General features: G+C 60.0%; 12 protein-coding genes. 9 read left to right on the top strand and 3 right to left on the bottom strand.

Going from position 1 to position 14,067, the window contains the following annotated elements; genetic code table 11:
- Positions 1-67: 67 nt before the first annotated feature.
- Positions 68-2,482 (bottom strand): putative ABC transporter permease subunit YbbP, encoded by a 2,415-nt coding sequence (gene ybbP / locus NB069_RS05025; protein WP_250588102.1) that lies wholly within the window; start codon positions 2,480-2,482, stop codon positions 68-70.
- Positions 2,479-3,165 (bottom strand): putative ABC transporter ATP-binding protein YbbA, encoded by a 687-nt coding sequence (gene ybbA, locus NB069_RS05020; RefSeq protein WP_250588101.1) that lies wholly within the window; start codon positions 3,163-3,165, stop codon positions 2,479-2,481. The genes ybbP and ybbA overlap by 4 nt, the downstream gene beginning before the upstream one ends.
- On the opposite strand from ybbA, the gene tesA reads away from it, so the two are divergent.
- The 8 genes from tesA (at position 3,136) to NB069_RS04980 (ending at position 11,005) form a co-directional block, all read left to right on the top strand.
- Positions 3,136-3,759, top strand: a complete 624-nt coding sequence (tesA, locus tag NB069_RS05015; protein WP_250589452.1) for a multifunctional acyl-CoA thioesterase I/protease I/lysophospholipase L1 — start codon at positions 3,136-3,138, stop codon at positions 3,757-3,759. The two genes, ybbA and tesA, sit on opposite strands and share 30 nt — an antisense overlap.
- Positions 3,749-4,558, top strand: coding sequence for an SDR family oxidoreductase (locus NB069_RS05010; protein ID WP_250588099.1), 810 nt, complete (start codon positions 3,749-3,751; stop codon positions 4,556-4,558). The genes tesA and NB069_RS05010 overlap by 11 nt, the downstream gene beginning before the upstream one ends.
- A 57-nt stretch (positions 4,559-4,615) precedes the next feature.
- A complete protein-coding gene (locus tag NB069_RS05005) occupies positions 4,616-5,470 on the top strand; it encodes a co-chaperone YbbN (RefSeq protein ID WP_250588098.1) in 855 nt (284 codons plus the stop codon).
- A gap of 301 nt (positions 5,471-5,771) precedes the next feature.
- A complete protein-coding gene (locus tag NB069_RS05000) occupies positions 5,772-6,626 on the top strand; it encodes a hypothetical protein (RefSeq protein WP_250588096.1) in 855 nt (284 codons plus the stop codon).
- 177 nt (positions 6,627-6,803) lie between these two features.
- Complete coding sequence (locus NB069_RS04995; RefSeq protein WP_250588090.1) at positions 6,804-7,718, top strand: SPFH domain-containing protein; 915 nt, start codon at positions 6,804-6,806, stop codon at positions 7,716-7,718.
- Positions 7,715-8,173, top strand: coding sequence for an NfeD family protein (locus NB069_RS04990; protein WP_250588084.1), 459 nt, complete (start codon positions 7,715-7,717; stop codon positions 8,171-8,173). The genes NB069_RS04995 and NB069_RS04990 overlap by 4 nt, the downstream gene beginning before the upstream one ends.
- A 16-nt stretch (positions 8,174-8,189) precedes the next feature.
- On the top strand, positions 8,190-10,319 hold the full coding sequence (locus tag NB069_RS04985; RefSeq protein WP_250588080.1) for a hypothetical protein: 2,130 nt from the start codon (positions 8,190-8,192) through the stop codon (positions 10,317-10,319).
- Positions 10,289-11,005 (top strand): DUF3142 domain-containing protein, encoded by a 717-nt coding sequence (locus NB069_RS04980; protein ID WP_250588078.1) that lies wholly within the window; start codon positions 10,289-10,291, stop codon positions 11,003-11,005. The genes NB069_RS04985 and NB069_RS04980 overlap by 31 nt, the downstream gene beginning before the upstream one ends.
- On the opposite strand, the gene cueR is transcribed toward NB069_RS04980, so the two are convergent.
- On the bottom strand, positions 11,002-11,412 hold the full coding sequence (gene cueR, locus NB069_RS04975) for a Cu(I)-responsive transcriptional regulator (RefSeq protein WP_250588076.1): 411 nt from the start codon (positions 11,410-11,412) through the stop codon (positions 11,002-11,004). The genes NB069_RS04980 and cueR overlap by 4 nt on opposite strands.
- A 107-nt stretch (positions 11,413-11,519) precedes the next feature.
- Here cueR and copA point away from each other — a divergent pair, with 107 nt between their 5' ends.
- A complete protein-coding gene (copA, locus tag NB069_RS04970; RefSeq protein WP_250588075.1) occupies positions 11,520-14,018 on the top strand; it encodes a copper-exporting P-type ATPase CopA in 2,499 nt (832 codons plus the stop codon).
- Positions 14,019-14,067 lie beyond the last annotated feature (49 nt).

Below are 14,067 nucleotides of genomic sequence, written 5' to 3'. Positions count from 1 at the left end.
TCATTTTATGCTGTTAAGGCATCACGTGCCGGAATAAAAACCGGCACGTGATGATTGCGGGAATACACTAACCGGAGAACTGGCGGAACAGGGCTTTGCCCTTCAGCAGTCGGGCACCCAGCCAGCCGCCGCACAGCGAGAGTATCACCGCGCCGCTGAGCGGCAGGATTGCCCAGAGTCGCCAGTCAGGCTCCCACGGGAAGTCGAATACCCGGGTTTGCAGCACCGCGAGCGCGGTTTCGGCGCCGATGGCCGCCACCAGGCCAGCCACCAGCCCCAGCAGGGCGAACTCGCTCCAGAGCGTAGCGCGCAGCAGTTTTTTACCCGCGCCCAGGGTGCGATAGACCACCAGCTCCTGATGGCGCTGACGCATCCCGACCTGCACCTGGGCCAGTAAAAGCAGCACGCCGCAAATCGTCACCAGCACCACCATCACCTCCAGCGCCCGACTCACCTGCTCCAGCACCTGGCCGACCTGTTTCAGGATCGCGCCGATATCCAGCAGGCTGATGGTCGGGAACTCGCGGTTGAGCTGGGTGAGCATGCCGTTACCCTTTTCCCAGCGGAAACTGGTCAGCCAGCTCTGGGGCTGCCCGTCCAGCGCCCCGGAAGGGAAGATAAAGTAGAAGTTCGGCCGCAGGCTCTCCCAGTCGACCTTGCGCAGGCTGGTCACTTTAGCGCTGAAGTCCTGGGTGTCGCCGGTGAAAGTCACCGTATCCCCCAGAGCGACATTCAGGCGTTTTGCCAGCCCCTCTTCCATCGACACTTCCCCCGCTTCTGGCGGCCAGGTGCCGGCGGTGATGGGGTTATGATCCGGGCGTTTATCCTGCCAGGTCAGGTTCAGCTCGCGGTTGAGAGATTCATCCTTATTGCCCTCGGTAGACTGTCCGTTAATTCGGGTCAGACGCGCCCGCACGACAGGATAGTAGGATTCGGGGACAATCTGGTGCTCCGAGAGAAACGTCTTCAGCGGCGTTACCTGCTCCGGGGCGATATTGATCAGGAAGTAGTTCGGGCTCTCGGGCGGAAGCTGCTGTTGCCAGCGATCCAGCAGGTCGCCGCGCAGCACCAGCAGTAAAGCCAGCAGCATGAATGACAGTGAGAAGGCCGACAGCTGGCTGAGCGTTGACCACGGCTGGCGCAGCAGGCGGTTCACCGCCAGACGCACCGGCAGGGATTTCACCGTCAGCCCCTTAAGTGCGCTGAGCAGCATCCAGCCCAGCACGCCGCAGAGCAGCGCCAGCACCACGGCCCCGGCCAGCACGGCCCACAGCAGCATGCTGCCGCCCATCAGCCAGGCGAGAAGCAGCACCACCACGACCACAATAGTCGGAATGTAATATTTCAGCGGCCAGACGCTGGCCACCACGTCGCGACGCAGAACGCGCAGCGGCTGCGTCGCCAGCAGCAGGCGATAAGGACGCAGCCCCACCAGCAGCGAGATAACGGTCATGGCCCCGATCGCCCACAGCCACGGCCACAGGCTGGCAGGCGGCAGCGCGGCGGGCAGCACCGGTTTAAGCAGCACCATCAGGACCTTTTCGAACAGCAGCCCCATCGCCCCGCCGGTGACAGCAGAAAGAGTAAGCACCATCAGCCACTGGCCGACGATCAGCTTGCGCAGCTGTGCCCTGCCCGCCCCGAGGGTTTTCAGGATCGCCACCAGGTCGTAGCGGCTGCGGCAGTAGTGGCCCATGGCTACCGCCACCGCCGCCACCGCCAGCAGCAGCGTGAGCAGCGCCGAAAGCAGCAGGAACTGCTGGGAACGCTCCAGCGACCTGCCGAGCGCGCCCTCCTCCTGCTCCATCCCGGACCAGCGGTGCTCCGCCTTCAGCTGCGGCAGGAGCCATTTTTCGTAGGTGCTCAGCTGGGCGGGCGTGCCGCCAAACTTAATGCGCCAGGTGACGCGGCTCCCGGGCTGGACCGCCGCGGTTTTGGCGACATCCGCCGTGTTCATCAGCAGACGCGGCGCCATCTGGAACGGGTTAAAGCCGGAATCCGGCTCCTGAACCACCTCCCCGGCGATTTTCAGGGTGGCATCCCCGACGTCAATGCTGTCGCCGGTTTTCAGATTCAGCAGCGCCATCAGGCGCGAGGCCAGCAGGACCGTCCCCGGCGCGGGCTTCAGCCCTGGCGGGTTGGTCTGCAGCTCGCCATACAGCGGATAAAGATTATCGACGGCCTTGACGCTTGCCAGCTGCGGCGTATCGGCGGCAAAGGTCATGGTCTGGAAGCTCAACTGCTCGCTGACTTTCAGCCCCTCTTTTCGCGCCTCCTCAAGCCACGCCTGCGGCACCTCGCGGGAGCTGCGCAGCGTGCGGTCCCCCGCCATAAACTCACGGCTTTGCTGGCTAAGCCCCTTTTCCATACGATCGCTGACGCTGCCGAGCGCCAGCACGCAGGCGACCGCCAGGCTCAACGCCAGCCAGACGATCAGCAGCGAGGGGGAGCGCCATTCGCGCCAGAACCAGCGGGTTATCATGCTTCCTCCTGAAGTTCGCCATTCACCAGGCGCAGGCGGCGGTCGCAGCGGGCGGCCAGTTGCGGATCGTGGGTGACGAGGATGAGCGTAGTGCCGTGCTCACGGTTCAGCGAGAACAGCAGATCGGCAATTTTATCCCCGGTCTGGCGATCGAGGTTGCCGGTGGGTTCGTCGGCAAAAAGCACGTCCGGGCGGCCGTTAAATGCCCGGGCCAGCGCCACCCGCTGCTGTTCCCCGCCGGAGAGCTGCGCCGGAAGGTGATCGAGGCGTTTTCCCAGCCCCAGCTGTTGCAGCAGCGCGCTGGCGCTTTCCCGGCTGTGAGCGGTGTTCTCGCCGCGCAGCAGCCCCGGCAGCTCCACGTTCTCCAGCGCATTGAGGGTTGGGATCAACATAAACGACTGGAAAACAAAGCCAATGTGCTTTGCCCGCAGTGCCGCCCGGGCCTCTTCATCCAGCGCATGCAGGGGCTGGCCCACGAGGTTGACCTCGCCGCTGCTGCCGTCATCCAGCCCGGCGAGGATCGCCAGCAGCGTGGATTTACCCGAGCCCGATTCACCAATCAGGGCGATGCTCTGCCCGCGTTTGACAATGAGTTCAACTCCGGTGAGGATGGAAAGCTCGTGCTCACCCTGACCCACGGACTTCTTAAGATGATGAACTTCAACAATGTTTTCCGCTGGCATTTGCCCTTCCTGTTTCTGATTCTGTTTTCATTTCGCGCCGCGGCGGCGGACACGCTATTAATTCTGGGTGACAGTCTGAGCGCTGGCTACCGGATGGCGGCCAGTGCCGCCTGGCCTGCGCTGCTGAACGATAAATGGCAGAGCAAAACGACGGTTATTAACGGCAGCATCAGCGGCGACACCTCGCAGCAGGGGCTTTCCCGCCTGCCTGCCCTGCTGAAACAGCATCAGCCCCGCTGGGTACTGGTGGAGCTTGGCGGTAACGACGGCCTGCGTGGTTTCCAGCCGCAGCAGACGGAGCAAACCCTGCGCAAAATTTTGCAGGATATTCGCGCCGCGAACGCCCAGCCGCTGCTGATGCAAATTCGCCTGCCTGCCAACTACGGTCGACGGTATAATGAAGCCTTCAGCGCGATCTATCCGAAGCTTGCCAAAGAGTTCGATGTGCCGCTGCTGCCCTTTTTTATGGAAGAGGTCTACCTGAAGCCGCAGTGGATGCAGGACGACGGTATTCACCCCAATCGGGACGCCCAGCCGTTTATCGCCGACTGGATGGCGACCCGGCTGGCTCCTTTAGTTAAACATGACTCGTAATTCAGCGGAGATCCTGACAGGTAAAGTTATGCAAAAATCGGTCTTAATAACAGGATGTTCCAGCGGAATTGGCCTCGAAAGCGCCCTTGAACTGAAGCGTCAGGGATTCTGGGTGCTGGCCGCCTGCCGCAAACCCGAAGACGTTGAACGGATGAACAACATGGGTTTTGCCGGCGTGCTGTTGGATCTGGATTGTGCAGAAAGCATTGAACGCGCCGCCGATGAAGTGATCGCCCTGACCGGTAATCGCCTGTATGGGCTGTTCAATAACGCCGGTTTTGGCGTGTACGGCCCGCTGCAGTCCATTACGCGCCAGCAGCTTGAACAGCAGTTCTCGGCCAATTTTTTTGGCGTCCATCAGCTGACCATGCGCCTGCTGCCCGCCATGCTGCCGCACGGCGAGGGCCGCATTGTGATGACCTCCTCGGTGATGGGGCTTATCTCCACGCCCGGCCGTGGGGCTTACGCCGCCAGCAAATATGCGCTGGAAGCCTGGTCAGATGCGCTGCGCATGGAGCTGCGCCACAGCGGTATTAAGGTGAGCCTGATTGAACCGGGCCCCATCCGCACCCGCTTTACCGACAACGTGAATCAAACCCAGGCCGACAAGCCGGTGGAAAATCCCGGCATTGCCGCACGCTTTACGCTGGGGCCGGAGGCGGTAGTCGCCAAAGTGCGCCATGCTTTTGAGAGCAAAAACCCAAAAATGCGTTATCCGGTCACGCTGGTGACCCATGCCGTCGGCGTGCTGAAACGCCTGCTGCCCGGCCGGATGATGGACAAAATTTTACAGGGCTGAGTTGAAGCCACGTGCCACGCCCCCATGTAAATAAAAACTCATAACCGAGAATGCTGCATGTCCGTACAGAATATTGTCAACATTACCGAAGCAAACCTGCACCAGACCCTTGAACAGTCGATGACCAAACCCGTGCTGTTCTACTTCTGGTCTGAACGGAGTCAGCACTGCCTGGAACTGACCCCGGTCCTTGAGAAGCTTGCGGCCCAGTACAACGGTCAGTTTATTCTGGCAAAGCTGGACTGCGACGCCGAGCAGATGATCGCCTCCCAGTTTGGCCTGCGCGCCATTCCCACGGTCTATCTGTTCCAGAACGGTCAGCCGGTGGACGGCTTCCAGGGCCCGCAGCCGGAAGAGGCGATCCGCGCCCTGCTGGATAAAGTGCTGCCCCGCGAAGAGGAGCTGAAAGCGCAGCAGGCGGCGGCCCTGATGGCTGAAGGCAAACATGACGAGGCTCTGCCGCTGCTGAAAGAGGCGTGGCAGCTTTCCGGTCAGAACAGCGAAACCGGCCTGCTGCTGGCAGAAACGCTGATTGTTTTAAAGCGTTCTGAAGACGCCGAAGTGGTGCTGAAAACTATCCCCCTGCAGGATCAGGACACCCGCTATCAGGGGCTGGTGGCGCAAATTGAACTGCTGAAAAAAGCCGCGGATACGCCGGAAATCCAGCAGCTGCAACAGCAGGTGGCCGACAACCCTGCCGACGCCGCGCTGGCCAGCCAGCTGGCACTGCAGCTGCATCAGGTGGGCCGTAACGAAGAAGCGCTGGAACTGCTGTTCAGCCACCTGAAAACCGATCTGGCTGCGGCTGACGGCAAGGCGCGTAAAACGTTCCAGGACATTCTGGCGGCACTCGGCACGGGAGATTCCCTTGCCTCTTCCTATCGCCGTAAGCTTTACGCTCTGCTGTACTGATCGTTAAGCCGACAATCTTAAAGCCGCCGTTATGGCGGCTTTTTTATATCTGCAGGTAGAGTTTATTAAGACTTTCTAATGTTTAATTTTGAAAAAAGGTTAATGAGTCTTTAAAGAAATAAAATTGAGTCTTTATGATGTCCACTCTTCTGAACGAATAGCCCACCTGTAGTAACGTTTATCTTCCATTTGTGATCGGCGCAAAACTCCCGCACGCGGTGCTAATGGCCTCACCTTGCGGGAAATGTTAAACTTTTTCACGATTAAAATGGCCCGCCAATAACTATAGGAAGTATGCGGCATGACACATATCTTTTATGAGTTCACCTCCCTTAAGCCGGGTGTTCCTAATGTAGAAACATTAATGCAAGTCATCCACACCTCGGCAGAGACCAGCTTTGTTATTGGCCCGGAAGTCGTTGATTTCGTAAAAAAAGCCTTGATCGTTAATACCACCATTGTCAGCTTTAAAAATTGCAAATTCGCCTTCGACAACGGCACGCATTTCATTGAATTTGATGGGAAAGGTAAATCGAAGCGGTACGACGAGGTGCCGGAGTGGTTTGTCTCCCCGGCAGACTTTTCCCGCTCGCAATGGCTGATCAACCATAAGCTGTCGGATGTGATGGCGACGAAGTTTATTGAAGTGCTGATGTCTTACCCGCTGAAAGAGCGTCGCGCCCACTGCAATCTGCTGTTTGGATTAGACTTGCATAAGACAGGTATCGTGCCGTCCAGCGCCCCTGCCGCAAGCAGGATCGGTAATAAAAACGGTAAAACAACGAAACCCAAAATCATCGAACTGGGCTCCTATGAGCTGTTCAGCCAGTTCTTTGACCGCCTGAAAAGCGCCGTGGCAGAGGATCACTTCCCGACTTTGCAGGTGCTGACCGGTATCGACAATCTGTCGAAAGCGCCAAACAATCTTAAACAAGGGATCCGCACCTGGTTTAAAGCGATCACCGGCGATCTGCCGCCTAACAATAAGCGCGTCGAAGCCGGTAATGCCGGTCTGTTCTGCGCCCCGGTGCGGGAACAGCTGCAGCAGATTGAAGCGATCGGTCTGGAAAAATACTATGCCGGGCTGTCCCGGGCGATCAACGACGCAGGCGAGCAGTATATCTCTGACTTCACCTACACCTATCCCCACGCCTGACCTGGCGCTGCCCGTTAAATGCTCCCTCGCCCTGCTATTTTTAGCGGGGCTTTTTTAGGTCTGAATCCCGCCCGGCTCGTTGATTCAACGCGAATTCCCCCCTGTTTGCCGATATACTAATGGACAACAAACGAGCAATGGTTACCGCAACATGGAACACAAAACAGGAGGTTTTACATGTTCATCGTTATCCCTATTCTCATCTTCGTGGCGCTGGTGATTGTCGCCGCTGGCGTCAAAATAGTTCCGCAGGGCTACCAGTGGACGGTTGAGCGTTTTGGGCGTTACACCACAACGCTGCAGCCGGGCTTAAGCCTGGTCGTGCCTTTTATGGACCGCATTGGCCGCAAGATAAACATGATGGAGCAGGTGCTGGATATCCCGTCGCAGGAGGTTATCTCCCGGGATAACGCCAACGTGACCATCGACGCGGTCTGCTTTATTCAGGTGATTGACGCGCCGAAAGCGGCCTACGAGGTCAGCAACCTCGAGCTAGCCATCATCAACCTCACGATGACCAATATTCGAACCGTGCTGGGGTCGATGGAGCTGGATGAAATGCTCTCCCAGCGCGACAGCATCAACACCCGCCTGCTGCACATCGTCGATGAAGCCACCAACCCCTGGGGCATTAAAGTTACGCGTATCGAGATCCGCGACGTGCGTCCACCAGCAGAGCTGATCACCTCGATGAACGCCCAGATGAAGGCTGAGCGAACCAAGCGCGCCTATATTCTGGAGGCCGAAGGGGTGCGCCAGGCGGAGATCCTCAAAGCGGAAGGGGAAAAACAGTCGCAGATCCTTAAAGCCGAAGGGGAACGCCAGTCTGCCTTCCTGCAGGCGGAAGCCCGTGAACGTTCGGCGGAAGCAGAAGCCCGCGCCACCAAAATGGTCTCTGAGGCCATTGCTGCCGGGGATATCCAGGCGGTTAACTACTTTGTGGCGCAGAAATACACCGAAGCGCTGCAGGCCATCGGCTCGGCGGATAACAGCAAGGTGGTGATGATGCCGCTGGATGCCAGCAGCCTGATGGGCTCGATCGGCGGGATCGCGGAGCTGATTAAAAACAGCGGCAACGAGCGCAAGTTATGATCGAACTGATTGCTGCACATCCACACGTCTTCTGGCTGAGTCTCGGCGGCCTGCTGTTGGCGGCAGAGATGCTCGGCGGTAACGGCTACCTGCTGTGGAGCGGCGTGGCCGCCGTTATCACCGGCCTGCTGGTCTGGATCTTACCCTTCGACTGGGCGTGGCAGGGGGTGCTGTTTGCAGTCCTGACCCTTATTGCCGCCTGGCTCTGGTGGCGCTGGCTGTCACGCCAGGTGCGCGCGCAGAAACCTGCCGATGCCCGGCTTAACCAGCGTGGTCAACAGCTGGTGGGAATGCAGTTTACGCTGGAGACCGCCCTGGTGAACGGGCGGGGCCATATGCGGGTGGGTGACAGTTCATGGCCGGTGATTGCCGATGAGGATTTAAACGCCGGTACTAAAGTTGAGGTCGTGGCCGTCGAGGGGATCACCCTTCGCATCCGGGCCCTTTCCCGATAACAACAGGAATAGCCTGATGGTCAGGAAGACAACGCTGGCACTCAGCGTTAGCGCATTACTGGCGAGTGCCGCACCGGCATACGCCTCGTTTGATATGGAAGACTGTAAATGGAGCGATGACTATTGCCTGCTGAAAGGCGACCCGGTTCTGACCCCCGGCAATGATTCCCGGGATAACCTGCTGCGTCTGCTGAGCGAAGCAAAATCCTTCGCCCTGCCCGTGCAGGCCATCCCTGCGGATATCACCCGCTCTCGCGACGTCTATTTTGCTTACCACCCGGAGTGGGGTGATTACGTTACCTCCCCCACGGAGCAGCAGAGCGAAGAGAGCCTCTTCAGCCAACAGATGGCGGCCCTGCAACTTGAGCCAGCCGACACCCGCTATGCCGGTGAACAAGAGAACCGTTTCGTCTCGAATACCACGGGCAATATGAGCCTATTTTTTTCCGCCCTGCTGGCCGACAATGCCCTGACGGCGGAACAGCGTCATGCGCTGGGACAGGCGCGGATAGCGCTTTACTCCGGCGCAGGCCGGGACTACATTGCCGAGGCCCTCCAGACGCTCCCGGCCAATTCGATGTCTTTGCTGTACAAAATCTATCTGACGGGCGCAGCCCATTTCTATGCCGGGGATTACGCCAGCGCAGAACGCGATTTTACTATTCTGGTGAATCGCGATAGCCCATGGCTGGCAGAAACCGCGCAATATATGCTGATGCGCACGGCGCTGAACAAAAGCAGCCAGTTCAGCACGGGCGAGTACGGCGATTTCGATATTCAGCGCGTTAATCGTCCCGCTGCCGAACAGGCGCAGAAAGCCGCCCAGGTTTATCTGCAACGCTGGCCGGAGGGACGCTATGCCGATTCCACGCGCGGCATGCTGCGTCGCATCAACTGGTATCTGCAGGCCTGGCCGCAGCTGGCGGGGCTTTATGAGCAGCGGTTCCAGCAGGCCACTGACGCCCGGGCGCTGCGCGGGCTGGTTATCGAATACGATAATGTCTTTGGCATGCAGTTCTCTGGAAGCGCCGTGCAGGAGGCCTTCCCCGACGCGCCGCTGGTGAGCTATACCGAAATGCTTCGCGCCCTTCGCCTGAACAGCGAAGAGAAACCGACGCTGACGCAGCAGGCGCTCGACGCCAGCAAACCGGTGTTTGAAAAAAGCGGCAAGCTGGCGCTGTGGCGTAATCTGCAGTTGAACCTGTGGCGGGCGACTAACAATGATGCCGCCATTTTGCAGGCCGTTAAGCCAGCGGAAAAACTCCCGGCGCATGACATTCTCGCCTTCAGCGAACAGGTGCTGTATGGCGACGCGCTGATGGCGCAAAAGCAGTGGCCGGCGGCACGTGATTTCTGGCTGAGGTTGCTGAAGCTAAGCGAAGATGGCGAGCAGCAGCAGTATGTGCAGGCCAGACTGGCGGCCACGCTGGTGTTTAGCGGCAACGCCGACGCGATTTTCGCCCGGGACAGCGCCATCACCAACCTGCGGCTTCGCTCACAGGTGCTGAAAGCGGTGGCCTCGCCTGAGCGGTTACGCCAGCAGGCCAGCCAGGGGCCAAACAACGAGGAGCGCACCATTGCCCTGCACACGCTGTTAGTGCGTGATTTAACCGAAAACCGGTTCAGCGACTGGTTAACCGACAGAAAGCTCGCCAGCGCCATCACGCAGCCGGTCGTGGGCCAGGCATTTGACGATGTAAACCTGAGCGTCTTCGACTGGGACGGCAATGCCGCCGAAGCCGGTTACGTCTGTCGAAGTCTGGACAACACGGTGCTCAGCCAGAACGCCGCGGATGCCCATGCCCTGAACTGTCTGGGCGAGTTCTTCCGCACCACCAACACCCATGTCGATCTGTGGAAAGACAGCGCGGGCAACGGCGTGCTGGGTACGGCGATCCACCGGGAAGAACCTTACGGCCAGTTCGACAGGCAGGGTTACTATCAGCAGATCATCACCTCGCCAAAAGCCGAGCATGAAGATAAAAGCTACGCGCTCTATCGGGCCATCATGTGTTACGCCCCGTCCGGCTATAACGAATGTGGCGGCGCCGGGGTGGACAAAGCCCAGCGCAAAGGCTGGTTCTCGCAGTTGAAAACGCAGTATCCGGGCAGTCCGTGGGCACAAAAACTCAAATACTACTGGTAGCCGCGCTGCTGGCCGGACAGGCGCCTGCGCAGGAGAGGGTTAATGCGCAGGCGCACACGGCCTTCTGGCTCTGGTCGGGGGTAAAGGCCAGCGATGCGTTGAAGGAGGCACAAACGGTCTATCTGCATCAGGGAGAGGTGCTGGCCCGCCCGAACGGGGTGGTGTTCCAGCGCCTCGGGCTGCCCGTCAGCCGCCTCACTTTTCCCTCAATCTGGCTGACCGTGCGCTTTACCACGCTTGAGGTGTCGCCTGAGATCCTTGCCAGAATTGTCCGCCTGATGCAGCGCTGGCAGGCGGCAGGGAATCAGGTGGTGGGTTTGCAGGTTGATTTTGATGCGGCCACCCACCAGCTGGCGGACTACGCCCGCTTTTTGCAGGCATTGCGCCAGCAGTTGCCGACCGAATTTTCACTGGGGGTAACCGGGCTGCTGGACTGGGCAAAAACCGGGGATGTCGCCACGCTGAACGCGCTGGCGGTAGATGAACTGGTGATCCAGAGCTATCAGGGCCGCCACACGGTTACCAACTATCAGGCTTATTTGCCCGCGCTCACCGGGCTGCGCATCCCGTTCAAACTCGGGCTGGTTCAGAACGGCCAGCGGGATCGGCAGGCCGAAGCGCAGCTGCAAAAATCCCCGTGGTATCGCGGTACGGTGGTGTTTATGCTCAACCCGGCCCGCGGTTAAGCCTTCGCCTTGCGATGACAGCAGCCGGAGAGATTATCCATGATCGGACAGTCGGCGCCGTCATCGCCCGGACAACTCTCCGCCAGCGCCAGCAGCCGATCGCGCATCGCCTGTAGCTCCACAATATGGCGTTCAATTTCGGCCACCTTCTCCAGCGTCCGGCTTTTGACGTCGGCGCTATGACGCTCAGGATCGTTGAACAGGTTCACCAGGTCGCCACACTCATCCAGATTGAACCCAACCTGCCGCGCCTGGCGCAGCAGCGTCAGTTCGTCGAGGTGTTTTTGGGTATAGCTCCGGTAGCCGTTCTCACTGCGCAGCGGCGGCGTCACCAGCCCTTTCTCTTCGTAAAAACGAATTGCTTTGCTGGTTAAGCCGGTTTTTTTGGCAACATCGCTGATATTCACGTTTCCCCCTTGACCTTCCCCTTGATGGAAGGTTTAACCTTCATAACAGTTAGATGAAAGTGTCTCTCCGGTCAATATCTGGCTGGAGATTTATAAGGAGTATACCTATGTCTCATATCATCGATCTGACACTGGATGGCCTCTCTTGCGGCCACTGTGTCAAACGCGTTAAAGAGAGTCTGGAGCAACGCCCGGACGTAGAGAGTGCAGACGTGACCATCGACCACGCGGCCGTCACCGGCAGCGCAAGCGCCGATGCCCTGATCGACACCATCAAACAGGCCGGGTACGGTGCGGTATTAAGCCACCCAAAGGCTGATCCGCTGACAGCGTCAACAACTCCGTCGGAAGCACTGACAGCGGCCCCCTCTGAGCTTCCGGCAGCTCACGATAGCGATGACAGCCAGCAGCTGTTGATCAATGGCATGAGCTGCGCCAGCTGCGTCACCCGCGTCCAGGATGCCCTGCAGGCGGTTCCGGGTGTGGCACAGGCACGGGTCAATCTGGCGGAGCGCACTGCGCTGGTGATGGGCAGCGCCTCCGCCGCGGATTTAGTGCAGGCGGTTGAAAAAGCGGGCTACGGCGCCGAGGCGATTGAGGATGACCTCGAACGCCGGGCGCGCCAGCAGGAGACCGCCATCGCCACCATGAAACGTTTTCGCTGGCAGGCGATTGTCGCCCTGCTGGTGGGCATCCCGGTGATGGGCTGGGGAATGCTCGGCGACAACATGATGGTCACCGACGACAACCGCACGCTGTGGCTGGCGACAGGCGTTCTCACCCTTGGGGTGATGATCTTCGCGGGCGGCCATTTTTACACCAGCGCGTGGAAAAGCCTGAAAAACCGCACCGCCACCATGGACACGCTGGTGGCGCTGGGTACCGGCGCGGCCTGGCTCTACTCCATGAGCGTCAACCTCTGGCCGCAGTGGTTCCCGATGGAAGCGCGCCACCTCTATTACGAAGCCAGCGCGATGATTATCGGCCTGATTAACCTGGGCCATATGCTGGAAGCCCGGGCCCGTCAGCGCTCGTCGAAAGCGCTGGAAAGATTACTCGACCTAACGCCGCCCACCGCCCGGGTCGTGACCGAAAACGGCGAACAGAGCGTGCCGCTGGCGGACGTTCAGGAAGGCATGATCCTGCGTCTGACCACCGGGGATCGCGTGCCGGTGGACGGGGAGATCACCCAGGGCGAAGCCTGGTTTGACGAGGCAATGCTCACCGGCGAGCCGGTGCCGCAGCAGAAAAGCGACGGCGAGAGCGTTCACGCCGGTACCGTCGTGCAGGATGGCAGCGTGCTGTTCCGCGCCAGTGCTGTCGGCAGCCACACCACGCTGTCGCGCATTATCCGCATGGTGCGCCAGGCCCAGAGCAGCAAACCGGAGATCGGCAAGCTGGCCGATAAAATCTCTGCCATCTTTGTGCCGGTGGTGGTGGGTATCGCCCTCTTCAGCGCCGCCATCTGGTACTTCTTCGGCCCCGCGCCGCAGATTGTTTACACCCTGGTGATCGCCACCACGGTGCTGATAATCGCCTGCCCTTGTGCCCTGGGCCTGGCCACGCCGATGTCGATTATCTCCGGTGTCGGGCGGGCCGCAGAATCGGGCGTGCTGGTACGTGATGCCGATGCCCTGCAGCGCGCCAGTACCTTAGACACCCTGGTGTTCGATAAAACCGGGACGCTGACCGAGGGTAAACCGCAGGTGGTTGCCGTCCATACCCTGGCCGGGATGAGCGAAGCCGATGCCCTGAGCCTGGCGGGCGCACTGGAGCAGGGCTCCAGCCACCCGCTGGCCCGGGCGATACTGGAGAAAGCGGGCAGCACATTACCGCAGGTGAATAACTTCCGTACCCTGCGTGGGCTTGGCGTCAGCGGTGAGGTGGACAACCGAACCCTGCTGCTGGGTAACCAGGCGCTGCTGGCGGAAAACGGCGTTGATACCCGTGCGCTGGACGAGCAGCTGCAAACCTGGGCTTCACAGGGGGCAACTCCGGTGCTACTGGCGGTCGACGGGCAGGCCGCTGCGCTGTTTGCCGTTCGCGATCCGCTGCGCGCGGACAGCGTGGCCGCGCTGCAACGCCTGCACCGGGAAGGCTATCGTCTGGTGATGCTCACCGGCGATAACGCCACCACCGCCCAGGCTATCGCCCGTGAGGCGGGAATTGATGAGGTGATCGCGGGCGTGCTGCCGGATGGCAAAGCGGATGCGATTATCAAACTGCAGAGCCAGGGGCGCCAGGTGGCGATGATAGGCGACGGCATCAACGACGCCCCGGCGCTGGCCCAGGCGGATGTGGGCATTGCCATGGGCGGCGGCAGCGATGTCGCCATCGAAACGGCGGCCATCACCCTGATGCGCCACAGCCTGACCGGAGTGGCCGACGCGCTTGCCATCTCGAAAGCGACGTTGCGCAACATGAAGCAAAATCTGCTGGGGGCCTTTATCTATAACGCCTTCGGTATTCCCATCGCCGCCGGGATCTTATGGCCGCTGACCGGAACGCTGCTGAACCCGGTGGTGGCGGGTGCCGCCATGGCCCTCTCCTCTATTACCGTGGTGAGCAACGCCAACCGCCTGTTGCGCTTTAAACCTAAAGCCTGAGGCTGATGCAGGACAAGGACGTCTTGCGCCGCCCTGCCCCACGCGCTAG

The sequence above is a fragment of the Leclercia adecarboxylata genome (genome assembly GCF_023639785.1).
Classification (GTDB): Bacteria; Pseudomonadota; Gammaproteobacteria; order Enterobacterales; family Enterobacteriaceae; genus Enterobacter; species Enterobacter adecarboxylatus_D.
Note: the sequence above shows the minus strand (reverse complement) of the source record. Positions and strands in the feature narration are given on the sequence as shown.

Excerpts from the sequence above, each read along its gene's own strand:
- ybbP (WP_250588102.1), bottom strand. The coding sequence starts at position 2,482 with ATGATAACCCGCTGGTTCTGGCGCGAATGGCGCTCCCCCTCGCTGCTG.
- tesA (WP_250589452.1), top strand. The coding sequence starts at position 3,136 with ATGAACTTCAACAATGTTTTCCGCTGGCATTTGCCCTTCCTGTTTCTG.
- ybbA (WP_250588101.1), bottom strand. The coding sequence starts at position 3,165 with ATGCCAGCGGAAAACATTGTTGAAGTTCATCATCTTAAGAAGTCCGTG.
- NB069_RS05010 (WP_250588099.1), top strand. The coding sequence starts at position 3,749 with ATGACTCGTAATTCAGCGGAGATCCTGACAGGTAAAGTTATGCAAAAA.
- NB069_RS05005 (WP_250588098.1), top strand. The coding sequence starts at position 4,616 with ATGTCCGTACAGAATATTGTCAACATTACCGAAGCAAACCTGCACCAG.
- NB069_RS05000 (WP_250588096.1), top strand. The coding sequence starts at position 5,772 with ATGACACATATCTTTTATGAGTTCACCTCCCTTAAGCCGGGTGTTCCT.
- NB069_RS04995 (WP_250588090.1), top strand. The coding sequence starts at position 6,804 with ATGTTCATCGTTATCCCTATTCTCATCTTCGTGGCGCTGGTGATTGTC.
- NB069_RS04990 (WP_250588084.1), top strand. The coding sequence starts at position 7,715 with ATGATCGAACTGATTGCTGCACATCCACACGTCTTCTGGCTGAGTCTC.
- NB069_RS04985 (WP_250588080.1), top strand. The coding sequence starts at position 8,190 with ATGGTCAGGAAGACAACGCTGGCACTCAGCGTTAGCGCATTACTGGCG.
- copA (WP_250588075.1), top strand. The coding sequence starts at position 11,520 with ATGTCTCATATCATCGATCTGACACTGGATGGCCTCTCTTGCGGCCAC.